Source organism: Spirosoma knui (genome assembly GCF_054780635.1).
The window spans coordinates 757044-783220 of sequence record NZ_BAAGVY010000001.1; the positions used below are offsets into that span (position 1 = coordinate 757044).

At 50.9% G+C, this 26177-nt stretch carries 20 protein-coding genes; 12 read left to right on the forward strand and 8 right to left on the reverse strand.

All coding sequences use genetic code 11. The features are described from left to right. Nucleotides 1-16: 16 nt before the first annotated feature. Nucleotides 17-1030 (forward strand): bifunctional heptose 7-phosphate kinase/heptose 1-phosphate adenyltransferase, encoded by a 1014-nt coding sequence (locus ACYVIY_RS03115; protein WP_460974802.1) that lies wholly within the window; start codon nucleotides 17-19, stop codon nucleotides 1028-1030. After that, nucleotides 1023-2297 (forward strand): AGE family epimerase/isomerase, encoded by a 1275-nt coding sequence (locus ACYVIY_RS03120; RefSeq protein WP_460974804.1) that lies wholly within the window; start codon nucleotides 1023-1025, stop codon nucleotides 2295-2297. The genes ACYVIY_RS03115 and ACYVIY_RS03120 overlap by 8 nt, the downstream gene beginning before the upstream one ends. A gap of 71 nt (nucleotides 2298-2368) precedes the next feature. Here the strand turns inward: ACYVIY_RS03120 and ACYVIY_RS03125 are convergent, their stop codons facing one another. The 3 genes from ACYVIY_RS03125 to ACYVIY_RS03135 all read right to left on the reverse strand — a co-directional run bounded on the left by ACYVIY_RS03125 (nucleotide 2369) and on the right by ACYVIY_RS03135 (nucleotide 5805). Beyond that, nucleotides 2369-4087 (reverse strand): GMC oxidoreductase, encoded by a 1719-nt coding sequence (locus ACYVIY_RS03125; RefSeq protein ID WP_460974805.1) that lies wholly within the window; start codon nucleotides 4085-4087, stop codon nucleotides 2369-2371. Nucleotides 4088-4122: 35 nt separating this feature from the next. Further along, nucleotides 4123-4662, reverse strand: a complete 540-nt coding sequence (locus ACYVIY_RS03130) for a gluconate 2-dehydrogenase subunit 3 family protein (RefSeq protein ID WP_460974806.1) — start codon at nucleotides 4660-4662, stop codon at nucleotides 4123-4125. A gap of 228 nt (nucleotides 4663-4890) precedes the next feature. Next, nucleotides 4891-5805 (reverse strand): SDR family oxidoreductase, encoded by a 915-nt coding sequence (locus tag ACYVIY_RS03135; RefSeq protein WP_460974807.1) that lies wholly within the window; start codon nucleotides 5803-5805, stop codon nucleotides 4891-4893. Between the two features lie 146 nt (nucleotides 5806-5951). Here ACYVIY_RS03135 and ACYVIY_RS03140 point away from each other — a divergent pair, with 146 nt between their 5' ends. From ACYVIY_RS03140 to ACYVIY_RS03185, 10 genes are all read left to right on the forward strand, one after another. Beyond that, the gene (locus ACYVIY_RS03140; protein ID WP_460974808.1) at nucleotides 5952-6782 is read left to right on the forward strand and encodes a DUF6597 domain-containing transcriptional factor; all 831 of its coding nucleotides are present in this window, start codon (nucleotides 5952-5954) and stop codon (nucleotides 6780-6782) included. Nucleotides 6783-7155: 373 nt separating this feature from the next. Then, nucleotides 7156-9459, forward strand: a complete 2304-nt coding sequence (locus ACYVIY_RS03145) for a TonB-dependent receptor (protein WP_460974809.1) — start codon at nucleotides 7156-7158, stop codon at nucleotides 9457-9459. 82 nt (nucleotides 9460-9541) lie between these two features. After that, nucleotides 9542-10924: an HmuY family protein gene (locus tag ACYVIY_RS03150; RefSeq protein ID WP_460974810.1), complete on the forward strand. Its 1383-nt coding sequence runs from the start codon at nucleotides 9542-9544 to the stop codon at nucleotides 10922-10924. Between the two features lie 66 nt (nucleotides 10925-10990). Beyond that, nucleotides 10991-11866 carry a heme/hemin ABC transporter substrate-binding protein gene (locus ACYVIY_RS03155; protein WP_460974811.1) on the forward strand — a complete coding sequence of 292 codons (876 nt, stop codon included), beginning with the start codon at nucleotides 10991-10993 and terminating at the stop codon, nucleotides 11864-11866. A gap of 4 nt (nucleotides 11867-11870) precedes the next feature. Further along, on the forward strand, nucleotides 11871-12971 hold the full coding sequence (locus ACYVIY_RS03160) for a FecCD family ABC transporter permease (protein WP_460974812.1): 1101 nt from the start codon (nucleotides 11871-11873) through the stop codon (nucleotides 12969-12971). Nucleotides 12972-12982: 11 nt separating this feature from the next. Further along, on the forward strand, nucleotides 12983-13804 hold the full coding sequence (locus ACYVIY_RS03165) for a heme ABC transporter ATP-binding protein (protein ID WP_460974813.1): 822 nt from the start codon (nucleotides 12983-12985) through the stop codon (nucleotides 13802-13804). Next, nucleotides 13801-14826 carry a hemin-degrading factor gene (locus tag ACYVIY_RS03170; RefSeq protein ID WP_460974814.1) on the forward strand — a complete coding sequence of 342 codons (1026 nt, stop codon included), beginning with the start codon at nucleotides 13801-13803 and terminating at the stop codon, nucleotides 14824-14826. Before ACYVIY_RS03165 ends, ACYVIY_RS03170 begins: the two co-directional genes overlap by 4 nt. Nucleotides 14827-14933: 107 nt before the next feature. Beyond that, nucleotides 14934-15266: a DUF6686 family protein gene (locus ACYVIY_RS03175; protein ID WP_460974815.1), complete on the forward strand. Its 333-nt coding sequence runs from the start codon at nucleotides 14934-14936 to the stop codon at nucleotides 15264-15266. Between the two features lie 231 nt (nucleotides 15267-15497). Next, nucleotides 15498-16136 (forward strand): trimeric intracellular cation channel family protein, encoded by a 639-nt coding sequence (locus ACYVIY_RS03180; protein ID WP_460974816.1) that lies wholly within the window; start codon nucleotides 15498-15500, stop codon nucleotides 16134-16136. Between the two features lie 183 nt (nucleotides 16137-16319). Further along, on the forward strand, nucleotides 16320-18110 hold the full coding sequence (locus ACYVIY_RS03185; RefSeq protein WP_460974817.1) for an SGNH/GDSL hydrolase family protein: 1791 nt from the start codon (nucleotides 16320-16322) through the stop codon (nucleotides 18108-18110). Nucleotides 18111-18129: 19 nt separating this feature from the next. On the opposite strand, the gene ACYVIY_RS03190 is transcribed toward ACYVIY_RS03185, so the two are convergent. From ACYVIY_RS03190 to ACYVIY_RS03210, 5 genes are all read right to left on the reverse strand, one after another. Beyond that, the gene (locus tag ACYVIY_RS03190; protein ID WP_460974818.1) at nucleotides 18130-19641 is read right to left on the reverse strand and encodes a sensor histidine kinase; all 1512 of its coding nucleotides are present in this window, start codon (nucleotides 19639-19641) and stop codon (nucleotides 18130-18132) included. A 432-nt stretch (nucleotides 19642-20073) separates the two neighbouring features. Beyond that, nucleotides 20074-20961 carry a sugar phosphate isomerase/epimerase family protein gene (locus tag ACYVIY_RS03195; protein ID WP_460974819.1) on the reverse strand — a complete coding sequence of 296 codons (888 nt, stop codon included), beginning with the start codon at nucleotides 20959-20961 and terminating at the stop codon, nucleotides 20074-20076. Nucleotides 20962-21004: 43 nt separating this feature from the next. Next, a complete protein-coding gene (locus tag ACYVIY_RS03200) occupies nucleotides 21005-24214 on the reverse strand; it encodes a PVC-type heme-binding CxxCH protein (protein ID WP_460974820.1) in 3210 nt (1069 codons plus the stop codon). Between the two features lie 4 nt (nucleotides 24215-24218). Then, complete coding sequence (locus tag ACYVIY_RS03205) at nucleotides 24219-25112, reverse strand: ThuA domain-containing protein (protein WP_460974821.1); 894 nt, start codon at nucleotides 25110-25112, stop codon at nucleotides 24219-24221. Between the two features lie 77 nt (nucleotides 25113-25189). Further along, nucleotides 25190-26131 carry a sugar ABC transporter substrate-binding protein gene (locus ACYVIY_RS03210; protein ID WP_460974822.1) on the reverse strand — a complete coding sequence of 314 codons (942 nt, stop codon included), beginning with the start codon at nucleotides 26129-26131 and terminating at the stop codon, nucleotides 25190-25192. Between the last annotated feature and the right edge of the window lie 46 nt (nucleotides 26132-26177).

Below are 26177 nucleotides of genomic sequence, written 5' to 3' on the forward strand. Positions count from 1 at the left end.
TTCTCTACCGGCCATAATGACTTCTTCTGAATGCTCTGCCTTGTTTGATCGTATTGTTGATGTTAAGGTAGGTGTGATTGGCGATTTTGCCCTGGATCTCTACTACTCCATTCAGACACAAACCGGGGAGTATTCCATTGAAACCGGGGAGGAGGTGCATTGGGGAAGCCAGCCAAAGGCCTCATTAGGAGCCGCTGGTAACGTAGTGCAGAATCTGGCCGCGCTCGGTATTCGGCAAATTCACGTATTTGGCTGCGTCGGTAACGATTTATATGGTCGGGAGATGCAGGCCCTGTTTCAGCAGGCCGGTGTTCAGACGCAGCACCTGCTTACTCCAGTAAGCGGTTGGGACACCTGTGTGTATACGAAACCCATGCAGGGCAACCGCGAGTTGAATCGGATTGACTTCGGCATTCATAATGAATTGACGGATGAGGTATTCAACGACCTGCTTGTGGGCCTGAAACAGGCTCTAGCTCATATCGATGTGCTCATTCTGAATCAGCAGTTCGCTAATCCGCTGCTCAGCGAAGAGCGAGTCGCCCAGTTAAACGGCCTGATCGCAGAATTTCCGAACGTCAGGTTTGTGGCCGATATGCGCCATGTTGGTAAGCAGATCCAGGGTGCAATTCTCAAAGTAAATACAGCCGAGTTAGCCAGGTTTCTGGCCCAGCATGCGCCGGATGAGCCTGATCTGAATTGGTGTTTGAAACAGGGTCAGCAGTTTAGGACGCTGCGTAATGGACCGCTGGTCATTACTCGTGGGGCTCAGGGCATTTTGTACCTGGATGAACACGTAACGGAAGTTGTTGATGGGCTACATCTCGAAGGCGAATTAGATACGGTAGGCGCGGGCGATACCGTTGTGGCAGCCTTGGCCGCTTGTTTGGGCGCAGGTGCTGAACCTGGACAAGCGTTGGAAATTGCCAATTTAGCTGCGGCCGTAACCGTTCAAAAACTTCGTCAAACAGGTACTGCTAGTCCCACCGAAATATTGGCTTTACAGCGAATGCACTACCCCCATGAATAAGGAAACGATACAGCACTGCCGAGAGGAACTCTACAACCATTTAACTACAGAACTTTTACCATTCTGGACCAAGCGCACGGCCGACCATGAACACGGCGGTTTTATTACGCATTTCGACCAGTATGGTAATGACTCGGGCGAGGAAGAAAAGTCGCTCATTGCGCAGACCCGGTCCATTTATACGTATGCATCCGCTCATCGGGCCGGGTACGGCGATGGGATTCTGGCTGAATTAGCCCGTCAAGGAGTTGATTACCTGATTAGCCGTATGTGGGATGAAGAACACGGTGGGTTCTATTGGATGACTAACCGAAAGGGTGAAGTGCTGATTGACCAAAAGATTGTATACGGACAAAGTTTCGCGATCTATTGCCTGAGCGAATACACCTTAGCAACCGGCGATCCGCGCGGAGCTGAATATGCCCAAAAGGTGTTCGATCTTCTTCAGAAGTATGCTGCTGACACTACCTATGGTGGTTATTTCGAAATGTTTCATCGCAACTGGACGCTGAAAGGACCCGGTTCGGCGGGAGGTGACCGCAAAACGCTCGACGCGCACATGCACCTGATGGAAGCTTTTACGACGCTTTACGAATGCACGCAGCAACCCATTCACCGTCGAAAACTGCTTGAGGTAATCGAGCTTTTGACCCAGCGGATGATGCATCCCGATTACGGCACAGGTATACCGCAGTTCTGGGCTGATTGGCAGGTAGCTCCTCAGATCAAATTTGACATCATCTGGGGTTGGGATCGCTTTACGGAAGACGGCACGAAACGCGCGGCCGATGATAATACCAGCTACGGCCACAATGTCGAGTTTAGCTGGCTGCTTCTTCACGCACTTGACATACTGCAAATGCCTCCGACGGCCTATCAGGCACAGTTAAACAAGGCGTTTTCGCATGCTATCGAGCATGGAGTTGACTGGGAGTTTGGCGGGGTTTTCGTGGAAGGGTCGCACAGTGGTGAGGTATACGACCGGGAAAAGGAATTCTGGCAACAGGCCGAAGTCCTGATTGGTTTTTTGGATGCCTATCGACTTTTCGGGGATGAACGCTACTGGAACGCCTACGAAAATGTGCATCGGTTTGTGATGGATAAGTTGGTAAACCGTTCGATAGGGGAGTGGTGGCCGCTCACCACCCGGCAGGGCGTACCGATCTGGACGCACATGAGCCACTCGTGGAAGATCAATTACCACACCGTACGGTCCATGGTCCAGACCATCGCCCGGCTCGATCAGCTATTAGCTGCCGAAGCCTGACTGCTCACTTAAAAACAAAAACAGCCCTGACCGTTACGTTGTCAGGGCTGTTCGTTTGAATGGGTTATCGCTTATAAGTTGCCTTTACGTAGCTCTTTAACCGCATAGTCAGCCGCACGGGCGGTAATAGCCATGAAGGTCAGCGATGGATTCTGCGTGGAGGTAGAAGTCATGCAGGCCCCGTCAGTTACGAATACGTTCTTACAGTTGTGAAACTGATTCCACTTATTCAATAGCGACGTTTTCGGGTCTTTACCCATCCGAACGCCACCCATTTCGTGAATATCAAGACCCGGCGCTTTGTTGGGGTTGTCGTGCGTTTTGATGTTTTTGAACCCAGCGACGGTCAGCATTTCAGTCATCTGCTCGTGGAAGTCGCGGATCATTTTTTCGTCGTTATCGTCGTAAGCAACCGAGATTTTTAGTTGCGGAATGCCCCATGCATCGGTCAGCGTGGAGTCCAGGGCTGCATAATTGCTTTCCTTCGGGATTGTCTCGCCCATCATGTGTGAACTTACCCGCCAGTTGCCATATTTAGGCTGCATCAAACTTGCTTTAAGATCATCGCCCATTCCCGACGTATCAGCGCTGGTGGCGCGGCTGGAGCCAAAACCAGCTGCATAGCCACGGAGGAAGTCGGTTTCCTGCTTGAATACGTTCCGGAAACGTGGAATGTAGCTACTGTTCGGACGAATACCTTCGGTGGTCGTGTCCTGGAAGCCGTCGTGCTCGGCTGAGATTCCCGTGCGGAAGTTGTGGAAGGCTACGTACTTGCCCAGCAGGCCGTTGTCGTTGCCCAGCCCGTTGGGGAAACGGTTTGATTTAGAGTTCAGAAGAATCAGGTTGCTGTTCAAACAGGCAGCGTTGACAAAGATGATGCGGGCGTAGTATTCCGTCATCTCTTTGGTATGCGCATCGATGACCCGCACGCCCGTCGCTTTGTTTTTCTTCTCGTCGAAGATGATGGAGTGAACCACGGAATCCGGACGAAGCGTCATTTTACCAGTTTTAGCCGCCCAGGGTAGAGTAGACGAGTTACTGCTGAAGTACCCGCCGTACGGGCAACCCCGCTGACAAAGCGAGCGGTTTTGGCACTGACCCCGCCCTTGCTGATAATGAATCGGTTGCGGTTTCGTCAGGTGGGCGCAACGCCCGATAATAACGGGCCGAGTGCCGTTATACTGCTTGGCCATCTGCTCGGTGAAATGCTTTTCCACGCAGGATTGCTCGTGCGGGGGCAAAAACTCACCGTCGGGCAACTGGGCCAAGCCGTCTTTATTCCCCGAAATACCAGCGAACTTTTCAACGTAGCTGTACCAAGGGGCAATATCATTATAACCGATTGGCCACTCAACAGCAAACCCGTCTCGGGCAGGTCCTTCAAAGTCGTACTGCGACCAGCGCTGGGTTCCCCGTGCCCACATCAGCGATTTTCCGCCCACGTGGTAGCCCCGAATCCAGTCGAAGGGTTTGTCTTGTACGTAAGGATGCTCGGCATCTTTCACAAAGAAATGACTCGCATCTTCCCGGTTGGCGTAACACCGGCTGGCAATTGGATTCGCGTCCCGATATTCTTTGGTGAGCTGACCTCCGTGGGTAAACTCCCAGGGCTGCATCATCGTGGTTGGGTAGTCGGTAATGTGCTTAACGTCCCGGCCGCGCTCCAGCACAAGGGTACGTAATCCTTTGCCGGTTAGCTCTTTGGCCGCCCAACCTCCACTGATGCCCGAACCAACCACAATGGCGTCGAACGTGCGTTCTTTAACGGAATCTATATTGAGAAAAGACATGAAATGCTGAATTAAGGAGAAACAAAATAGTCGGATTACTTCGTGCCGTTAACGGCTATCTTCTGAACGGGCACGCAGCCGTGGTAGAAACCAGGAGCCATATTGAACTTCTGAACATTCACCAGATAATACTCCGAATTGGTATACCCCTGTATGGTTAAATTCTTGATCAGCGTGACGAACGCTTTACCCGCCGGGTCAGCCGATGCGTTCAGGCGGGTCAGTACGTCCATGCGTTGCGCTTTATCACAGTCCGCGAATGCCTTGGTGTACGCTTCCTGCGCCGTTGCTTCCGTTAAGGCAAGTCCTTGCTTTAAGGTTGTTTGCGCCTGTTCGCCGTAGCAGTCGTTGATCATCCGAAGTGCGAACTGGTGCACTTTAAGCGACTTTGCGCCCGGAGTATCCGTTTCGGGAATAAACGTCTCTACAATTTCGCCCAAAAGAGACTCTTCATCGAGAGTGACTAAGGATGTTTGACCAATCGAATCGGGTGTCCAGCTTGAGGCCCATGCCGGAAGGCTTACTAGGCCGCCAACGGTGAGTGCTAAGCTTCTTAATGCGGAACGTCGTTGCATAGTAAACGCGCTGAGAGTTAAGCTTGATCAGGGGTAGTTATTTTTTTGCCCAAATTTACCCTTGAAAATTGACAAGGCCGTCTGTTTTAAAGACAATTTTGTCAGTTACGCTATTGATTGCCTTTTAATGGAGTAAAGCTATGTTGATCAGATGATCTATATATCATAAACGGTTAATCGGGCAGAAAAGTCTCTTACCAATCAACCATTGGATGAGATAGCTATGAATTAGTTCTTGTCCAGGCTCTTAAAAGCGCCTGCGTAGTCATAGGCGAAGTCGGCAAAGGTACGCGGGGGCTGGCCCGTAACATCGTGCACTGCCGACGTAACAACAGACGCTTCGTTCCGGCTGTAATGCGCGTAATCTTCAATCAATCCGTCGGCTTGCCAGACTGGGAAACCGGCGGCTACTAAGGCCTGCCGCATAGCCGCTGGTGGTACGTCTACGAAAGTCACTTGGCGACCGAGAGCTGCGGCTAATGTTTCGGCCATTTGAGCATGAGTTAATGCTTCCGGGCCTGTAATGTCATAAATTTTTCCTTCGTGACCGGACTCGGTCAAAGTAGCTGCGGCTACGGCTGCGATGTCTCGCACGTCAACTGCGCTGATCTGGGCCTCGCCAACGGAAGCAAAGAATGTTCCCTGCTCGACGATCGAATTTCGGAACCCTAGCAAACCTTGCATGAAGAGGTTTGGACGCAGGAAGGTGAACGCCAGACCCGACTCGCGAATGGCCTGTTCAACAGCGGCATGATACCGTAAGAACCGTACCGGAGAGTTCATATCCGCTGCGAACTGCGATAGTTTGACCAGGTACCGAACCCCCGCCTGTTGGGCTTCGTCAACAAAACTTCGTTGCTGGACTTCGGTCTGCTCGGAGGAATTGGTTAAGAGAAACGCACGTTCAATACCACGTAGTGCCTGGGCAATGGTTGCGGAGTTGGTAAAGTCGCCCTGCACAATCTGCGCGTTCGTCAGTGCCGACAGTTTTTCGACATCCTTTTCCGAGCGGACCATCGCCCGAAATGGAACACCGCGCTCCGATAAGATTTTTATCAACTCAGCACCTACGCTGCCAGTTGCCCCGGTGACGAGAATCGTGGGTTCCTGAGCGGAGGAACTAGAAATTGTTGGCGTGTTCATGGTTTTGTTTGGTTAATGCCCCAGTTGGTCTAAGCAGACATACGCTGGCCTGATGGAGCCGATTGGTGATAAAATTTGTTAAGACGCTACAAAGGTCAATACGCCCGCTGGAGAAAAATTGTAAGAAAACGAAACGTATCTTATTCATGAACAGCCAACTGATTGACACCGACGAACGACTAGCTACCGTAATTAGTCACTTTTACTGTGTTCAACTGGAGGCTCAGGATCCACCGCTCCCGCAGCAGTTGCTGCCCAACTATGAGATGCTGATGGCGTTTAACTTTGGTTCGGAGGTGCCGATACGTATCGGCGATGAGCAGTATGTGATCCGACAGACCGCCGTGCTAGGCCCTTTGCAGAAGTTACTGGTGTATGAATTACAGCCAGCAACTGACCTGATTGTGGTTAATTTCACACTCAACGGGTTTTATCGGCTGTTACGGGTACCTATGTATCAATTGAAAGGGGAGGACCTGCATAACCCGGACGTACTGTTGAACAAAAGCTGTTTCAGTGATGTATGGTCCCAGCTAGCCCCCATGAATAATTTGGCCGACAGGTTACAGTTAATCCGCGAACACACGCTGCATTATGCTGCACCGGTTGACGAGTCGACCCGCTCTTTGCTGGACAGCATTCCGTACTTTACAAATGCCGCTCTTGAACCTGTAAACGTATTGGCCTGGAAGCACCAAGTATCGACCCGGAACATTCAGTTACGCTTCCGGACGCAGTTGGGGTATTCAGCTAAGGAGTTAGTGCGTTTTCTGCGTTTTAAAAAGGTACTCGCTGTTTTGTGTCAGCAGCCTTTTGACCCTGTTGATTGGCTAAGCCTTGTTACGAAATTTGGCTACTATGACCATAGCCATCTGATCAAAGACTTTCAGCATTACATGGACATCAGCCTACGTCAGTTTATGAGTCAGTTAGGGCAGGGTGGTATGTGCATGAGTAAGCCGGGCCAATATTATTAATTCAGAAAAAGAAACATGCCTGAAGCTGAACAGAAAAGGGATTAGCTCACATCCTAACTAAAGTTGGTATAGAACCTGCACAGTCACCTGGAGAGATAAGCTTGTTCGATAATCAATATTTTGAAAAGCCTCTCAAACACCTTAGAGTTAATTATTAAGATTTATTCTAAATAAAAATTGCTTCTCATTGATTGCTTCATATATTTGTGCTGTTATTTAAAATTAGTCTACATAAAAACAAAATCAACGCTCAAGTACATTGATGCTGTAACCCTAACGTACTAGCTAGCAAGTCACGGATTTCTTCTCCGCTTCATGCTAACGACCGGCATAGAGCGTATGATAACAAGCCAAGCCCGAACCAAGGACATTTATGAATACGCTATACGTGCATCGGCTGTCTGCCTTATTGATCATACTAGTGTTCGTGTACTCACCGATACTCCGGGCGCAGGTTACTACCGATGCACGTATAGAGGGTATCGTTACTTTAGCTAATGGTAGTCCGGGAACGGCGGCAACGGTGCTGATCAAATCACTGAAGCGAGCGACAACCGCCGATAACAACGGGCGCTTTATCCTGGAAGGGTTATCTTCTGGTACGTATGAGGTACAGGTTTCGATGGTAGGCTATGAGCCGGTTCGACAGATTGTTGACGTAATAACTAGTAAGACGAGCGTTGTTTCAGCCCGTCTGAAAGCAGCGCAGAACCAACTTGACGAAGTAGTAGTAACCGGTCAATACGAACCTCAGTCCATGAAAAAGTCGGTTTATCAAATACGTGTCATTGATAGTGAGCGGATTCGGTTGCGGGGTGCGGTTAACGTCATGGGTGTACTAAACAACGAATTAGGCTTTCGCTTTTCCAGCGACCTGACGCTCGGCACCACCGACGTTCAACTTATGGGTATGTCGGGACGTAACGTGAAAATTTTGCTGGACGGTTTACCGATGGTTGACCGGGGCGACACGCGCGAGAGTCTGAACCAGATTGACATTAATTCCATCGAACGCATTGAGATTGTAGAAGGCCCGATGTCCGTTTCGTACGGTTCGGATGCCCTGGCGGGCGTTATCAATATTATTACGAAAAAGCCTAGTAACGAGCGGCTTGGCGTTAACGCTCGGATTCAGGAAGAAACCGCTAGCAACGACTATAATCTCTTGACCAATCAAGGATTGCACCTGCAAACTGCGAACGTAACGTGGCAAAAGAAAGGCTGGAACGTATCGGCTGGTGCCACAAACAATACGTTCGGGGGCTGGCAGGGACAGGCTATCGGGCGCGCTAAAGACTGGCTTCCTAAAGATCAGCTGTTTGGGCACGGTAAACTTGGCTATCGCAACGAGAACCTGAACGTATACTATCGGCTGGATGCGCTAAAAGAAGATTTGCTGAGCCAGGGACCAGAAAATGTGAATACGCGCCAGGCCCGCGATCAGAAATACATTACCCATCGCTACGTCCATCAACTACAGGGGGACTGGAAACTAAGCGAACGGCTGCAACTCAATGGGCAGGCCGCTTATACGGACTACCAACGGCGGACCCAAACCACAATTCTGGATGTAAGCACGGGCCGACGAACCCTGTCGCTGGGCGAAGGTGAGCAGGATGTATCCATTTTCACCAGCCAGACCTACCGCGCGACGGCATCGTATAAAGTTTCGTCGGCGGTTTCGGTACAGCCCGGTGTCGATATCAACCTGGATGCCAGCTCCGGAGCGCGCATTTTGGGTTCGCCTACCATCAATGATTACGCGTTTTTTATCTCGTCGACCATCAACCCAACCGCTAAGATCAGCATTCGTCCTGGTTTGCGCTTCATCAAAAACTCGGTCTACGATGCTCCACCGGTTATTCCTTCCCTGAACACCAAATTTGTGCTTACTCCCGCGCTTGACCTACGTTTGTCTTACGCACGCGGTTTTCGCTCGCCTGCCCTGCGCGAACTGTATTTTAACTTCTTCGACGCCAGTCACTCCATCAAGGGTAACCCGAACCTGAAAGCTGAAACCTCGAATAGCGTTAACGGGTCGCTGGTATGGCAGGCAGGTCGGCGGTTTAAATCTACCCTCGGCGCTTTCTACAACGTATTTAATAACCTGATTAGCTACGGGATAGATCCAAACGATCCGAGAATTTCGATGAACATCAACATCGATAAATTTAAAACGACGGGTATGACGTTAGAGAACGTCTTTTCCTGGAAAGCGCTACAGGCAACGGTGGGATTCTCGTACATCGGTCGCTTCAATAACCTGCTGACGACAACCGATACCACAAGCTACGTAGGTGGACTACCTCAATTTATGTGGTCGCCCGAAGTGAATACGAATCTGACGTATACGCTGACGAAAATTGACACCAAGTTGAGTCTCTTCTATAAATACACAGGCAGGCGACCAAGCTATCTGGCAACCGTAACGGCAAATAACCAGGTATCGGCTACGTTAACCGAGATAGCGCCATTCCATTGGGCAGATGTCACCATCACTAAGCCAATTGCGAAATATCTGACTTTGACAGCGGGTGCTAAAAACCTGTTCAACATCACACGACTAGCCAATACGTCAACGGATACTGGCAGCGCTCACAGTTTGGGCGGAGCAGCTCCAGTGAGTTACGGACGCTCTTATTTTCTGGGGCTAAGTTTTCAGTGGCACAAAGACTAAACGAGCTTCTATCCACACCTAAATCTCCCTTTTGGAGGAAACAAATCCATTACTTATTCAGGATATCAAACCACCAAGTTTTATGAAAAAATCCATTGCACTCCTGTGCATTTTAGGCGCAGCCACACTGAATGCCTGTAAGGAAAGCGACCCACCGCTGCCCGACAATTTAATCCAGTTCGAAAGTGCGGAACAAGGTATGGATGCGACTACTAAAGAAGCTACGATTAAACTAAAGTTGTCACGCGCTGTCGATGCGGCTACTCCCGTAACTATTCAGGTAACACCCTCCGGCATTACGTACGGAACACAGTTTACAACAAATCCAGCAACGACCAGCAATACGTTGTCGCTAACGGTTCCGGCAGGAAGCAGCGAAACATCGTTCAAGCTGGCGAAAGCCGACAACCTCTTTCTGAACGGCACCGAAACCATCGGCTTGACTATTGCATCAGCAGGGAGCCCGGTGTTGGTTGGAACCACGAAGCAGCAAACGGTTAAGTTCACCTCAATTGTTTCGAGCGGCACCAACCTGACGCTCGACGGCGGAACGGGTGGCGCCAGCGCTATCAACGCGGTATTCGTCGATCTGAGCAACAATGCCCAGAATCCGGTAAAGCGAGCCAGCTGGGATTTAGGTTTTCACGCGGGAACCGATTTTCGGGTTATCCTTAACAACATGACCGGAGCAACCGCTATTGCGCTGGCTAAAAACGATTTAACGCAGGTCACGGCGGCTGATACGGTTGGGGTAGCGCTTACGTTAGGCTTCGATCCATCCGGTTTGAAATTAGTCGATGACGTATCGGGCGACATTACGAAAACAGTGATTCCTGCGATTTCAGCGACCGACGCCGACAACAAGGTGTACATCATCAACCGGGGGACAAGCGGTGGCACACCCGCTAAAGGTTGGGTTAAATTTAGGGTGTTGCGCAGCGGCTCAACCGGCTATACGCTTCAATACGCTGGTATTAAAGAAACCACGTTTAAAACCGTTACCATTCCGAAAGACAACGCCTATAATTTCAAATACGTATCGTTCGATTCGGGCGCACTGGTCGATGTAGAACCTGCCAAAACACGTTGGGATATTGTTTGGTCGGGCGCCTTAAGCAAAACCAGCGATGGCACGAATGACATTGCCTATTATTTCGCTGATCAGGTATTGATCAACGCGCTGGGCGGGGTAACAGCTGCGGAAGTATTGACCAGCGCTGTTACGTACGACGCCTACGCCGAAAGCAATATTGCGACCACTACGTTTAAGAACGATCGTTCAATCATCGGTTCAAACTGGCGGGCAACGACGGGTACCGTTGGGGTAAAAACTGACCGGTTCTACGTCGTGAAGGATGCCACGGGGAACGTGTACAAAGTCAAGTTTCTTAGCTTCACTTCGCAGGATGGCGGTGAACGTGGTAAGCCCAAACTGGAATACAAGCTGGTTAAGCAAGTCAATTAATCAATCTCTCGCTGAGGTGTCGGTTCGTTGAGTCTGACACCTCAGCCTTATCAACTTACCATCCCCATGAAAAAAACATCTGCTTTTACCCGGTGGCTTACCTACCTTTTACTGGGAATCCTGGCCAATAATTATGTTGCTCAGGCAACCATTCCCTCCAAAAACGAGCCGGTTCGGATTGTCTCGCTGGATGGTACCGTTAGTGAAATTCTTTGCGACTTAGGATTGCAATCGCACCTGGTTGGTGTCGACGTGACCAGTACGTATCCTGAATCGCTGCAAAAGCTGCCGAAGGTGGGCCACAATCGAAACATCTCTGCCGAAGGTGTTATTGCGCTGAAACCGACGCTGGTTCTGACAACGCAGAACGCCGGAACCAAATCCGAAGTCATTGAGCAAATTAAATCGGCGGGCATTAAGGTCATTTCTTTTCAGCAGGAATACAGCGTTGCGGGTGCTAAAAAATTGATTCAGGACGTAGCCACAACCTGTCAGGTCGGTTCTAAAGCCAAGCCGTTGATCAAGAAACTGGACACGGACCTGGCTCAGGTAAGAAAAGCGACCAATAGCCCCAAAGTGCTGTTTATCTACGCGCGGGGTACAGGTACGATGATGGTATCAGGCCGGGGAACGCAGGTTGATAAAATGATTGAACTGGCGGGCGGTGTGAATGCTACGCCTGATTTTGAGAGCTTCAAACCGCTCACGGCCGAGGCATTGGTAACGGCCAACCCCGACGTAATTCTGTTGTTCGATAGTGGACTCGAAAGCCTGGGCGGTAGCGCAGGACTGCTGAAAGTTCAGGGCGTGGCGCAAACCAACGCAGGCAAGAATAGCCGGATTATCGAGATGGATGGGCATCTGCTGACGGGTTTCTCCCCGCGTTTAGGCAAAGCCTTGCAGGAGCTAAGCCAGAAAATTGCTCAAAAACCTAAAGCGTAAGCCTATGACGACGGCAACACTTGACCCGCCCTCGACTACCCGCTCAGCCCCAAAATCGGTCTTCCAAACAACCACCAACCCGTGGTTGATGCCAACGTTAGGCATTGGGCTAGCAGCAACGATTGTGCTGTCGGTCGGAGTTGGGGCCGTGCGGGTATCGCCTTACGAAATCGGGCTCATTATCAGCAAAGCTTTTGGGTATGCAACCGAAGTTGATAGTACTAAAGAAGCGATCCTGTTAGCCATCCGCTTACCACGCGTATGTCTGGCGGTGCTGATCGGGGCCGGATTAGCGATTTCGGGAGCCGCAATTCAGGGTTTGTTCCGTAACCCACTTGCCGATCCCGGACTGATCGGAATTTCGTCGGGTGCATCGCTGGCAGCGGTAATGATGATTGTACTGGAAGTCAAGTTTTTCCAGACGCTCACGGGTATACTGGGGATGTATGCCTTGTCTGTTGTGTCATTTTGTGGTGCCTGCGCTACTGCTTTTCTGGTGTACCGCATGGCCCGACTGGCGGGAAGGGACGTAATCACGACGATGCTGCTCACCGGAATTGCCATCAACGCCTTATCTGGTGCCCTAACGGGCGTTATGACTTATCTGTCCACCGATGAACAACTCCGTAATATTACGTTCTGGAGTCTGGGCAGTTTGGGCGGGGCTAGCTGGACCGCGGTACTAGCTATCCTGCCGTTTACCGTAATCGCGCTGGTAGGCATTCCTCGCTTAGCTAAATCGCTGAATTTACTGGCGCTTGGCGAAAGCCAGGCAAGTATGCTGGGCGTTAATCTCAAAACGATCAAGCGGCAGGTAATCATTTTCTCGACCATGGCCGTTGGTACGTCCGTGGCTGTGGCGGGCGTGATTGGGTTTGTCGGACTGGTTATTCCGCACCTGATTCGGATGGGAGCTGGTTCGGACCACCGCCGTGTGTTGATCGGATCGGCGCTGGGCGGAGCACTTGTTCTTACCCTGGCCGACACCCTGGCCCGAACGCTGGTAGCCCCGGCGGAGCTTCCGATTGGTATTCTTACCGCCTTAATCGGAACGCCTGTTTTCTTGTGGATCTTATTTCGGGAAAAACGCCGGACAGTCGCCTAACTCGAACCACTATGTTAGAAGTCAACAACCTATCCTATCGCATCCGAAATCGGCAATTGCTAAATGGCATATCGTTTCGGGCCAACCCGGGAGAACTGCTGGCGATCATTGGGGCAAACGGAGCGGGTAAGTCAACCCTGCTCAAGGTATGCACCCGCGAACTAACCGCAACGGAAGGTGAAATTCGGCTACGTGATAAACCCATCAATACGTATTCGGATAAGGAATTAGCCTTGCTCCGAGCCGTATTGCCGCAGCAGAACGCGGTCAGTTTCCCGTTTCTGGTTAGCGAGCTAGTTTTGATGGGCCGGTACCCGCATTTCGATTTTCACCCTTCCAATCAGGACTACGACATCGCCGAACTGTCGCTCAGGAAAGTGGGCATGTGGGATTTCGCCAATCGTGTTTTTACAACCTTATCGGGTGGTGAACAGCAGCGCGTTCAACTCGCTCGTGTATTGGCTCAGATCTGGGACATACCGCAGGGAATTTTATTCTTAGACGAGCCAACGACGGGACTCGATCTACTGCATCAGCAGCAATTACTGGAAGTTGCGCGTGAGTTCACCCAGAAAGGGTTTTGCGTCGTCGTGATTCTGCATGACCTGAATTTGGCCGCTCAATACGCCGATCAGATCATTATGCTACGGAAAGGCCAGATTGAAGCCGCCGGGACGCCCCGAGCGGTGATTACGCCCGAAAATGTTCAACGCGCCTTCAACTTAAATGTATGGCTCATGAATCATCCCGAAATGGACTGCCCGATGATCATTCCTCATTATAATCAATTGTCTATTAATCAACGACCAACTCAAACTGTCTATACCCCATGATCACATCACAAAGTCTCAAAGAACGCTGGGCGACTTTCAAAGAACAAAACCCTAAAACACGAATCCGTGACGCAGCCAAAGAACTGGGCGTCAGCGAAGCGGAACTACTGGCTACGCAAATCGGCGAAACGGTACAACGGCTGGAAGGCGACTTCCGTGATCTCCTAAAGGAGGTTCCATTATTAGGTTACGTAATGGCTTTAACGCGCAACGACAACATTGTGCACGAACGTAAGGGCGTCTATGAGAAGGTATCGTTCAGCGAGCATACCGGTTTGGTACTCGGGCCCGACATCGACCTGCGATTGTTCATGTCGCGTTGGTATTTGGGCTTTGCCGTCGACGAAAACGGTCGCAAAAGCCTTCAGTTCTTCGATCAGGATGGGACAGCCGTTCATAAAATCTACCTGACGGACAAATCGGATGAAGCCGCTTATGAAGCTTTAGTACAAAAATACCGGGCTGCCGACCAGACCGCGCCCGTCGTGGCCGTGCCTTATCCGAAAAAAGCAATCGAGACCGCCAACGATGACATTGACGTTCAAGGCTTTCAGGATAGCTGGCTGGCTATGCAGGATACGCACGAGTTCTTCGGTCTGTTACGTAAATACAAAGTTGGTCGCGAGCAGGGGATTAGCCTGGCCCCATCCGGTCACTCTCAGCAGATTACTCTTGATCAGCTTCTAAAAATCTTTGAAACGGTGGCGCAGCGCGAACTACCGATTATGATTTTTGCGTCGAATGCGGGTTGTATTCAGATTCATACCGGACCGGTTAAAAAACTGGTCACTATGGGGCCCTGGTTTAATGTACTTGACCCTGAATTTAACATGCATTTGCGCGCCGATCAGATTCACAGCATCTGGATAACTCGCAAACCCACCAAAGACGGTATTGTTACCGGGCTAGACCTGTTCGATAAAGAAGGCAACAGCATTGCGCTGATTTTCGGAAAACGCAAGCCCGGTGTACCCGAAATGAAAGCGTGGCAGGACGTAGTGAACGACGTAATAGCCGCTTGATAAGCATGTTCTCTCAGACGGTGGTCGCTTATCAGCCACCGTCTGTTAATAGAATCTGCCAGTATAGATTTTCCTAGTTCTGTTTCTCAACACAACCGTTTCATGTAATGGAGCACAATCATCAATTTCGCCTATTTGCCCAAAATAGCCTTGGCTACGTCGGTATATGCGATGGATGCAAGGTAGTTAACGTAGCGTTTCAAAATTCGCTGTTCTGCCTGGCCCTCGGCCAGTTTGATGACTTTCGCGAGTTGATTCATGACCGGCTGGCGATGAAACCGTTTTGCACGAGCCATGGAAAAGAACTGCTGATGGTGACCCCCATGCCCAATTACTTCATTTTATTTTCGGAAGCAGACCTAACTTCGTTAGGCGAATTGTTACAAGAAGCCGCTCCGGTACTAGAAGCCGAGCGTATCCTGAATCTGAAATCTGTGTAGAGCATTATAGCTACATCGTTGGTTTAGTGCTGAAAGCCATAAATCGCCTGGTAACCATGGTTACGAGAAGGAATCTTAGCATAGCCTTGATTTGAAATCGTAGATAGACGCCAAAAAGGAATCGGTTAATTTTATACCAGCACTTATTCCCCTAAGTTTGCTCCGTCTGCTGGCTGTAGGAACAGGTTATCTGGCCTTCTCTGCCAGAATTAAACCGCTGTTTGTTCCACGATGGACAAAATCCATACGCTCTACATCGTACTTGATCTGGTTGGCACATTTGTCTTTGCCATTAGTGGCGCTACGGCCGCCAAACAGCGGGGACTTGACCTGTTTGGCATCGCTACTATCGCCTTTACAGTGGCCTGCGGTGGAGGTATTATCCGGGATCTTTGCATCGGCGCTATTCCCCCTACGGGCCTATCTACCTGGTATTATCTGGCCACTGCACTGCTAGCCGCAGCCATCACGACCGGTTTGTATTCGTTTGTGCTACGTATTAACCGCCCTGTGGTTCTGTTCGATGCCATGGGATTGGCCTTGTTCGGAGTTACGGGTGCTGAGAAAGCCCTTTCCTATGGCCATAATGCGGAGGTGGCTATTCTTTTGGGCACTACTACTGCCGTCGGTGGAGGAGTACTACGTGATATTTTACTGAACCGGGTGCCTATTATTTTACAGAAAGAGATTTATGCATCGGCGGCCCTGCTGGGGGCTTCGGTAGTGGTGGTAGGTAATCACCTGGCGTGGATACCGAGGGATTGGGTATCCATATTGGGGTTGAGCCTGTCTTTTACGGTACGTATGTTAGCCCTTCGTTATCACTGGAACCTGCCGGGTTCTTCGCCCGACAAGACCGGCTCTGACTAAGTTGCCGGATTTAGATTCTGTCGATGATAACTCGTGACTCTAAAAGTCGACTATGACTGCAGAAAGACGTTTTGTACACAAAATCCTGTACTAAGCCGGGCGATGTTGATTGGTATTTTGCGAACGTTTGCGGAATATTGATACGTACTGTTAATCGATCCTGTTTCGAGGACAACTCTCTGTATGTGCAATTCCCGCTACCTGGTTACCTACCTCTTTCTGCTGCTTTTTTGTTTGGTTTTATCGGTCTCGTCCGCTCAGACAACACCCTCCTATACCTGGTGGAGACCCGCCAATAGTTCATTCCCGGTTGTCGACGGGCAAGCGTGGCCGAAAGAGATGCAGGACACAATCCAGCGACTTCCGCCCAGAGCAAAACCGGTGGTCAGGAAAGCTGTCTGGGATTTGTCGCGGCAAACGGCAGGTTTGTCAATCCGGTTTGTCAGCAACGCCCCCGGGATCATCGTCCGCTACAACGTAACGGGTGCGGTTGCCCTGCCGCACATGCCCGCTACAGGTGTTAGTGGCGTGGACCTGTACGGGATCGACAGCGACGGTACGTGGCACCTGGCGTCTGGGAAGTACAGTTTCAAAGACACGGTTCAGTATACGTTTGCTCAGCTAAAGCCGAACGATACGTATCACGCGCTGGGTCGTGAGTACCGCTTGTACCTTCCTTTGTACAATGGCGTGCGGAATCTGGAAATCGGCGTACCTGCGGGTAGCCAGTTTACGGTGTTGCCGCAACGTGCTGAGAAACCGATTGTTGTGTACGGTACGTCCATTGCCCAGGGAGCTTGTGCGTCGCGTCCCGGCATGGCCTGGACGAATATTCTGGCTCGCAAGCTGGATCAGACGGTTATCAACCTCGGCTTTTCGGGCAACGGGCGGCTGGAGAAAGAAGTAATCGAACTGGTCAATGAGATCGACGCGAAGGTATTTGTGCTCGACTGCCTGCCGAACCTGATCGAGACCGTTGTAAGCCGCGCTGAGTTACAAAAGCGCATTGTGGAATCCGTTAAGGCAATACGAGCCAGACATCCGTCAACGCCTATTCTGCTGACCGATCACGACAGCTACACGGAAGGGTATCTGATGCCAAACCGTCAAACGCTTTTTGAAAATGCAAACCAGGACCTGAACGAAGCATACAAACTGCTGATAACCGACAACGTAACGGGTATTTACCGACTCTCGATGGCCGAAATCGGTATGGATCTCGACTGTATGGTGGATGGCACCCATCCCAACGATATCGGCATGATGCGGTACGCCGACGCCTACGAGAAAAAACTCCGGGAAATTCTGCAACAACCCATTGGCACGATCAAGACACAGATACCGACCCGCCAGAACCGGGAACCCGGCAGCTACAACTGGGAAGATCGGCATAACGACATGCTGAAATTAAACCAGACCGAGCCAACCCGAATTGTGTTTATCGGCAATTCAATCACACACAATTGGGGCGGCAAGCCTTTGAACAACCGCATCGCAGGCGCTGACTCCTGGCAGAAATACCTGGAGCCATTGCAAGTACGTAATTTTGGCTTCGGCTGGGACCGGGTCGAAAATGTACTGTGGCGGGTGTACCACGATGAACTGGACGGAATTTCGCCCGAGCAGATTGTCATCAACATCGGCACCAATAACCTACACCTGAATACGGACGAGGAGATTATCCAAGGGCTTATGTTTCTGGTGCAGGCCATCCGGCTCCATCAGCCAAACGCAAAAATTACGCTGCTGGGTATTTATCCACGCCGTGAGCAGGAGGGACGGGTTGCGGGTCTTAATAAAGGCATTCAGGCAATGACCCGGTCAGAAAACATCGGCTATCAGGACATTGGCAAACGCTTACTGCTGACCGGCGGCAAGATCGACGAACGGCTTTTCTCCGATGGTTTGCATCCCAACGCGGCCGGGTATGAACTGTTGGGCAAGGAGCTGGAAAAGGTGTTACGTAGCCGGTAATAGAACGGCCTTGCCTGGACTAGACCTTAATTTTGGGCAAGAGGATAAAGAACGTAGAGCCTTCTCCGGGTTCGCTGTCGGCCCATATATAACCTGTGTGGTTGCGAACAACTTTCTTAACTGTAGACAACCCTACTCCTGACCCTTTGTATTTAGAAGCTCCATGCAGGCGGGTAAATACGTCGAAAATGCGCGCTGCGTCTGATCTATTGAAGCCAATTCCATTGTCCTGGATGCGAACCAGATGAAAGTCTGTTGACCGATCGGTTTGGGCAATGGGTATTGTTACGTCATGGCCGCTGACCGTAGAACAGTCGATGTGAATACAGGGGGGAATTGTCGGTTTTGAATATTTGAGGGCATTGCTCAACAAGTTCTGGAAGGCCTGCTCCCACTGGCGACGGTAGCCGGTAATAACGCATAATTCATCGACCTGGACAGTGGCTCCTTTTTGCTCTATTTCATACTCCAGATCGATCAGGACCTGCGCCACTACTTCATTCAGAGGAACTTCTTCCAGGGTTACCGATTGCTGATCTAGTGCCGAATAAGCCAACAAGGCTTCGATGAGTGTGTTCATACGCATCGCAGCGGTTTGAATCCGATCGAGATAAGCCGTTGCGGTGTCAGACAGTTGGCCTTCAAGCGATGTTTTTAAGAGTTCGGAAAAAGCCTGAATCTTTCGGACGGGTTCTTTTAGATCGTGCGAAGCGGCATGCGCAAAATCTTCCAACTGCTGATTAGAGCGTTTCAACTCGTCGATTTTGCTTTCAAGCTGGAGTTGCAGATGCCTCAACCGCGTAAAATCGGTAAAGTGAATAACAACCTCGTTATCCAGCTTTGACGTACTCATTAAGTTGTACAGGTCGAGTCCGTCTTTGTCGTAATGGATTTCAAACGTAAGGGGCTGGCTTGTTGTGTAGGTTTCGACCGGGTTAGTAAAGCTTATCGTCTCGAAGTAACCGGGAAAAACTTCTCCGACTCGCTTATCCAGTAACTGTTCGGGAGTGGCGTTGGCATAAGCGGCATAGGCCTGATTGGTAAGTTTAAACCGGAAATCAACGATTTCGCCATTCTCAACAATCGGTTGCAGAACCTGCAAAGGTTCTTTGAACCCATTGATGATGGCTTGTAAATACCGGTTAGCCTCGGCGACTTCCATCAGCTTCACCGAATGTGTGATGTCTTCAATCGTGTGAATGATATAAATGACTTCAGTATCGCTACCGATAACGGGTTTATTAACCGCCCGCCAAATACGCTTTTCCATAACACTCGTTTGGGCATTGGGCCACACGTGGTGCTGGTCAGTCATATAATGAGGCTGTTTAGTTTGAATCACCTGTGTCAGCGATTGCTGAAGTTGTCGGAAAATAACGTCGTTCCTTCCGTCGCTGAAGAGGACATCAAACACAGCCGTACCGACCAAGGAATCCCGTTGAATACCGACGGCTATCAGGTAGTCGTCAGATACGGCCGCAATCGTAAAAGTGGGCGCATCGGGTAGCAGCACTAGATGATTGCCTGGCATCGCGTTAAACAATAGCGAACTAAAGCTCAGGCTATCAGGGCCAGCTGATGGGCTGCTCATCGGTAAGGACCTCCCTATCATCAGGTGTTAGTAGTCATTATCTGTTGGCTGGTCGGCACGTAGCCAAGGCGCAGTCTACATACCGTTGGGTCTAAATTAAAGAAAAGATAGCTATTTACATGAACAGACTTATGTTGAGCATGCGAACATCCTCATAAAATGCGCATGCCAATAGTCACGTGGTTACATTTTGCCTTGAAAAATGGAAGATCCTGAGCTGTGTCAGGGGTTCGCAAAAAATGCTGACGCGTGGCTCTTCGACTCCGCTCAGATTGACATTCATTCTACCTTCCGGTGCTTAATAAAACAGCCAGAGATAGTGTGTCACTGTGAGCGAAGTCGAAGAGCCACGCGTCAGCAAAAAATCAATGGTTAGCGAGCGTACCTCGCCTGCATCGCTTTAATGAACTTCAACCCGTTCTCGGCAATATCCCAGGGATCGTTGTATTCACGCCAGACGTTGATTGAGTTGGCGAAGTCAACGTCGTTACGCGTGAACGCTTCAATGGTCATCCAGCCGGTGTAATTCAATTCTGCTAACGTGCGGAACGTATCATCCCAGGGGACATGACCATCACCGGGTGTGCCACGGTCGTTTTCGCTGATGTGTACGTGAGCCAACACCGGCGCAATGGTACGTATCGCGTCCGGAAAGCGCTTCTCTTCCATGTTCGCATGGTGGGTGTCGAACATGGCCCGTACGTTCGGGTGGTCAACTTGTTTTATCAGGTGTACCAACTGTTCCATCGTGTTACACAGGTAACACTCAAAGCGGTTAAGCGCTTCGGGCGTCAGCACGATATTCGCCTGCCTGGCGTATTCACCAGCTGCATGGAGCACTTCGGCGCTGTGAGCGTATTCATCAGTCTGTGGCTCACGTCGGCTGAACGTGGCGAAAGCCGAATGCATTGGCCCACAGATTACCGTAGCGCCCATCGCGTGTGCCCGATCAATGGCTCCCTTTAGATAGGCAACCGCTTTTTCGCGAACCTGTGGCGAGTCGCTGGCCGGGTTCTCGTCGGGGCCAACTACCATCACGGCCGTGCTCAGCAAACCGAGTTGTTTCAAATGGTCGCCAAACTGGCGGTAAGCGCTGACATCCTGATTGTCGATGAAACACTCGATTCCGTCGTAGCCAATCGTCTTGAGACGCTCGGCAATCGGGTGCATCTTTTCGGATATGGGCGCCGACCAGGCTAATAAATTAAATCCAATAGGTGAACGTTGCGGTGAAGTTGACGAATCCGTTGACAAAGACATACAAAACGTAAGAGTAAAGATGGGGTATAAGTGAACCAGGTTTTTAGCGCGAAGACACACCCTTTTCCATAGGATGCTCCTTAAGCAACTGATCCGGCGAGTAGAAATCCTTTTTGCTTTCGATCGAGGCTCTAACTTTCTTAACCTTATCGGGGTAAATGGGCGACGACTGATTGCCAAACGCATTACGTACATACGTCAGCACGGCAGCTACCTCCCGGTCGTTCAAGAGACCGCCGAAGGGCGTCATCGGCACTTGCCCGGGATACGTTTTCCCGTTTACTTCAATCGGCCCCATCATTCCTTTCAAGACGATTTTAATCAAACGTTCCTCATCGCCCTGCACCCATTTCGTACCCGTAAGCGGAGGAAATCCCGATGCGGTCAGGCCTTTCCCATCGGCCTGGTGGCAGGTGATGCAGTACCCTTCTTTCGCAAAAATTTGCTTACCCAGCGTATGCAGCGCCAGGTCTTCCCCGCGTAGGTTTGAGGTAGTGGCGACCTCTTTCGGTTTATTGACCAGCTCGCCTTTCAGGTGCGCAACGGCGGCTTCGTGGGCGTGGACCATCCAGTCGTCCATTGGTTTTTTCTGCGCTTCGGCCAGGATCGGTAGCCCCTTCTCTTTACCAATCCATGAAGCGGCTACTATAGCCATTAACCGAACGCGGCTGTTGTCGTCCCGAACGGTTTGCATCAGCAAATCGGCCTGGTCGGTATCGCCCAGTTGATGCCCCGTATATCGTACTACTTGAACAGCAGCCGCTCTGGCGTGGTAATCTTTCGCCTTGAGCAATTGTCGTAAGAGCTTCTGGTCTACTTTATTCATACCCCAGCTCACCCACAAGCCTTCGAGCAGGTGGTGCTCGTAACGGGGATCGTTCTTGTCGAGTTTGGCTACCCAGGTGTTTAGTTTAGCTAACACCGCATCGGCATTACGTCCCCGCAGTTCACTACGGGTGCGGTAGCGAGTCCGGTATTCGGGCAGTTTTAAATTGTCGAGTAATTCCTCGATGCTGGCGTCGGCTATTTTGGCTGGTTGCACCAACGGACGTGACGGATACGTAATGCGATACACACGTCCGTGCATGTGATCACGCAGCGGGTCGCGGGCGTTGTGCTGCATGTGCCCGATCAGGATGTTGTGCCAGTCGATGACGTACAGCGAACCGTCGGGCGCAAGCTCCATATCGACCGGCCGGAAGTTACGGTCGTCGCTCACGATCAGATCCATCTGATGGGTACTCTTGTAGCCGGTACCATCGTCCTTGAGCGTATGCATTTTGGTGCCGAGGAATCCGATAGTATTGTTGATCAGGAAGTCGCCCTGAATCTCGTCGGGGAAATGGCGGCTCGATACAAACTCGACACCCGACGTAGGCCGAACCCGGTGGGCCTCTTCAATGAGCTGTTTAGATTTGTGGGTCGATTCGCCATAGCGAGGCAGAACAGAGCCGGGCAACATCCAGCGGAAATCCGGGCTGGACGTTTCGGCGAAGAAGGGCTGGCCCCACTCGTCAAAGGCAATACCCCAAGGATTGGGGATGGCTAACTGCGCGGTACGTTCCAATTTTTTAAGTTGCGGAGCGTAGCGGTAGAAGCCGCCGTTTGTCGCCCGAACGGGTCCGTACGGGGTCTCTACGTTCGTGTGCAGAAACACCCCTTCGCCCGAATAGATGGCACCCGATGGATCGGTTGTAAAGGCATGGCTGTTGTGGTGCGTATCGTGATCGTCGAAGCCACTCAGCAGGATTTCGCTCTTGTCGGCTTTATCGTCGCCGTTGGTGTCGGTGAACAGCTTCAGGTTGGTTCCCTGCGATACGTAAACGCCTTCCTTCGCGATCTCAAAGCCAAGCGGTAGGTGCAGGTTGTCGGCAAATACTGTTTCCTTGTCGGCTTTCCCGTCGTTGTTGGTGTCCTCGAGAATAATGATTTTGTCGTTCGGCTTCGGATCACCGGGTTTGTAATGTGGGTAACTCGGCATACAGGCGACCCACAAACGTCCTTTGTTGTCGAACGACATCTGCATCGGTTTCGCCAGGTTCGGAAACTCTTTTTCCGAAGCAAACAGCTCGATTTTATAGCCAGGGGGTACTTTTAGTTTGCTGAGCGCGTCTTGTCCGTAGAGGTACGTCAAACTCCCGTTTTTATCCGGATTGTAATTCGTTTTTACCTCGGGTAATTTCCGGGTTCGCTCATCAGCGGCTGCTACGTCCATCTTCTGGCCTTTTGAAGCCGCCAGCCAGATCGCCGTATCCCGAATGGCGGTCATCTGACGAATCTTTTCAATTTCGGCCGGATAGTTATCGGGACCAAACGGATTGTAGCGACGACCGTACGCGTGCACGCCATTCGGAATCTTAATGTCGTTATGCCACATCCAGTCTTTCTCGATAACCGCATTGTAGACAAGTTTCCGATTGGCTTCCGCCCTGGCCGGAACCTTGCCGAAGACCTGATCGGCTAAGAGAATACCCAACTTTTTGTAGCCGTCCGCATTTAACTGACAACCATCGATGGTGAGCGGCTCTTTGCTTTCGTCGTACCATTTCTGCGAAGGCGTGAACGCATCAACGAAGAGCACGACGCCGGTACCCCGGCTGTTCTGGTCCGCCACCTCCTTCATGGCTTTGGCGTACATCGCCAGATTCGCGTTCTCCTTCTTGCCATTGGGCAAATCATACATGGAAGACAAATCCTCGAAGGCGATGGGCGACACAAGCGCCAGTTGCGGAGCTGCCGTTCCGTTGTACTTCTGGCGGAGCGTATGCTTAACAAAGGCATCGAGTTCAGCTTTGTAGTTCGCTAAGCCAGCCTGGCCCTGAAACGATTCGTTGTAGCCAAAGAACGCAACAATAACGTCTGGCTTCAGTCGGGCAAGCCACTGATCCGGTGAGTCGAAATGACCTTCGCTTTCGGATGGAGTAGCCAGTTCAGTCTGAAATTTTTCGGCGCCCGGAAACGCCCAGGGCGAAAAGCGGCTGGCGTGGGGGCGAAAACCCGGCGTGTCTCCCCCGTCGCACATGTTGCGAATAAAGAGCTGACTGTCGGGGTAGCGCAGGTGCATCTCGGTCTCAAAGTGATCGTAATTCATCATCCTTGAACCCAGGTTGTTACCCAGCAAGACAACATGTGCTCCTTGTTTCAATTGAAGCGACTTGGAGTCATTGAATTGGAAGGCGCTAAACCCAATGAGTAAGGCAAACACGATGAGCAGTCCGTAGATGCTCCTTTTAGGGGAGACCAACCGTTTCATAACGTCAGGATTTTTTAGGGTGACCGTAAGGTACGTTGATGTCAATCTTACCCTTCCACTTCTTCGGAACCGGTTGACCAAGCTCCCAATGAATGGCATTGATGACTAAGCGCTGCACCGGTTCAAGGCTGAAATCTTCGGGGTGACCGAGGGTTGTCATAAACGCTTTGCCGCCCCATTCGTTTTTCCAGGTCCAGGCAACAGGATTGTCGATAGCTTCCTTATCCGGATTAACCGACTTACCCATCAGCAGGGGGACTGATCCTTTCGCCGGATAATCGGGCTTAATCCGGTATAGCCAGGACGCTACGTGAAAACTCGGCTCAACTCCCGTTAGAATAGGATGCTTGGCTGCTTCGGGAATGATCGTTACGTCGGTTGTGCTGTTGTGGCCGTAGTGCGTATGTTTGGCGGCTCCGCCCCAGCCCGGAGGACTGCCGAAAGCAAATTCGCCAAAGGCATTCCAACGCTTACGCTCGTCACCATCGGGGTAGTTGAATGCATGGGTCGTTGTTCGGAAACCCATCACCGGTTTTCCAGATTTCAAATAGTCCTCAATGTACTTCAACTGCTCTTTGGGAAGCAATCGCCAGCGCAGAAAGAAAACCGCCAGATCGGCCTCCTTCAGCACTTCCAGACCGGGTATGTCTTTTTCACCGTTATAGTCCGGAACGGATTTCAGCACCTTCGTCTGCATTCCGTAATTTTTCTCCAGCTCAGCGGCAAATAGCGGCATGGTCTCTTCACCACTGTATTCATGATCGCCCGTGACGAACACAACGTAGGGTTTATTAGCGTTGGCAGAATCTCCGGCAAGGGTTTCAGTCCAGTTCGATAAGCCGCTTGCCGCCAGCAAACCGGCTGCTTGTTGAAGAAAAACTCGGCGTTGGGTTTTCATGAAGCGCATTTTAAGAGTAACGTAACAACTGAGGAAAGATGAGATTTAGCCGGATTTACCCGAGGCTGCGGCCAGGGCTACTTGATGAACTTGGCTACGTTCTCCTTCGTGACGAGCTGAAATGGAATCAGCGTTTCTTTCGCGTACGATTGGCCTTTGGCCAGTTTTACGGCGGCTTCGATGGCTTTGGCACCCTGTTGCTCCGCATTCTGGAAAACCGTAGCGTCCAGCGTTCCTTTCTGTACGGCTTGTAACGCATCCGGAATTGCGTCGATGCTGACGACGATAACTTTGTTCTTTAGGCCGGCATCAGACAAGGCCTTTACCGCGCCCATGCCCATTTCGTCGTTATGCGCGAAAACCGCGTTAATCGCTGAGCCATACGATTGAATCCAGTTTTCCATTAGGTCCATGGCTTTCGCCCGGTCCCATTCGGCGGTTTGACTGGCTATCAGCTTCAGGCCGGGGTATTGTTTCAACACGTCACGGGCCCCCTGCTCGCGCTTGATCTGAGCGGCCTGGCCCATATAGCCGTGCATCATCACTATGTTGCCTTTGCCACCGAGTTTATCAGCTATGTATTTCATCGCGATTCGGGCGGATTCCACATCGTCGGAGCCGACAAATGCGGATGGCTTCGTGCTGGTCTCTGAATTTACATTGATGATGGGAATTTTAGCCGCTAAGGCTTTAGCTACCGCTGGTGAACTGGCTTCTACTTCGCAGGGGTTCATGATAATAGCATCGACTTTCTGAGCAATAAAGCTTTCTACCTGCTCCACCTGTTTCAACGCCGACCGTTCTGCATCGACGCTGATCAACTCAACGCCCGCTTCTTCGGCTTTCTTGGTCATCTCATCGTTGACGTTGACAATAAACTCATTCTGCATACTCAGCATGGTAGCGCCGACAACGAGCTTTTTGCCACCATCGCCCTGGCCACTTTCATTGGAGGTAGATTGATTGCAGCCAGTGAGTAGTATAGCCGAGGTTAGTACGGTTAGAAGGGGATATTTCATGCTGATTGGTTCATGTTTGCTTCTTTCGCCCGCGAATGAATCCAAG

Coding starts and splice junctions, on each gene's coding strand:
- ACYVIY_RS03115 (WP_460974802.1), top strand. CDS start 17: ATGACTTCTTCTGAATGCTCTGCCTTGTTTGATCGTATTGTTGATGTT.
- ACYVIY_RS03120 (WP_460974804.1), top strand. CDS start 1,023: ATGAATAAGGAAACGATACAGCACTGCCGAGAGGAACTCTACAACCAT.
- ACYVIY_RS03125 (WP_460974805.1), bottom strand. CDS start 4,087: ATGTCTTTTCTCAATATAGATTCCGTTAAAGAACGCACGTTCGACGCC.
- ACYVIY_RS03130 (WP_460974806.1), bottom strand. CDS start 4,662: ATGCAACGACGTTCCGCATTAAGAAGCTTAGCACTCACCGTTGGCGGC.
- ACYVIY_RS03135 (WP_460974807.1), bottom strand. CDS start 5,805: ATGAACACGCCAACAATTTCTAGTTCCTCCGCTCAGGAACCCACGATT.
- ACYVIY_RS03140 (WP_460974808.1), top strand. CDS start 5,952: ATGAACAGCCAACTGATTGACACCGACGAACGACTAGCTACCGTAATT.
- ACYVIY_RS03145 (WP_460974809.1), top strand. CDS start 7,156: ATGAATACGCTATACGTGCATCGGCTGTCTGCCTTATTGATCATACTA.
- ACYVIY_RS03150 (WP_460974810.1), top strand. CDS start 9,542: ATGAAAAAATCCATTGCACTCCTGTGCATTTTAGGCGCAGCCACACTG.
- ACYVIY_RS03155 (WP_460974811.1), top strand. CDS start 10,991: ATGAAAAAAACATCTGCTTTTACCCGGTGGCTTACCTACCTTTTACTG.
- ACYVIY_RS03160 (WP_460974812.1), top strand. CDS start 11,871: ATGACGACGGCAACACTTGACCCGCCCTCGACTACCCGCTCAGCCCCA.
- ACYVIY_RS03165 (WP_460974813.1), top strand. CDS start 12,983: ATGTTAGAAGTCAACAACCTATCCTATCGCATCCGAAATCGGCAATTG.
- ACYVIY_RS03170 (WP_460974814.1), top strand. CDS start 13,801: ATGATCACATCACAAAGTCTCAAAGAACGCTGGGCGACTTTCAAAGAA.
- ACYVIY_RS03175 (WP_460974815.1), top strand. CDS start 14,934: ATGGAGCACAATCATCAATTTCGCCTATTTGCCCAAAATAGCCTTGGC.
- ACYVIY_RS03180 (WP_460974816.1), top strand. CDS start 15,498: ATGGACAAAATCCATACGCTCTACATCGTACTTGATCTGGTTGGCACA.
- ACYVIY_RS03185 (WP_460974817.1), top strand. CDS start 16,320: ATGTGCAATTCCCGCTACCTGGTTACCTACCTCTTTCTGCTGCTTTTT.
- ACYVIY_RS03190 (WP_460974818.1), bottom strand. CDS start 19,641: ATGCCAGGCAATCATCTAGTGCTGCTACCCGATGCGCCCACTTTTACG.
- ACYVIY_RS03195 (WP_460974819.1), bottom strand. CDS start 20,961: ATGTCTTTGTCAACGGATTCGTCAACTTCACCGCAACGTTCACCTATT.
- ACYVIY_RS03200 (WP_460974820.1), bottom strand. CDS start 24,214: ATGAAACGGTTGGTCTCCCCTAAAAGGAGCATCTACGGACTGCTCATC.
- ACYVIY_RS03205 (WP_460974821.1), bottom strand. CDS start 25,112: ATGAAAACCCAACGCCGAGTTTTTCTTCAACAAGCAGCCGGTTTGCTG.
- ACYVIY_RS03210 (WP_460974822.1), bottom strand. CDS start 26,131: ATGAAATATCCCCTTCTAACCGTACTAACCTCGGCTATACTACTCACT.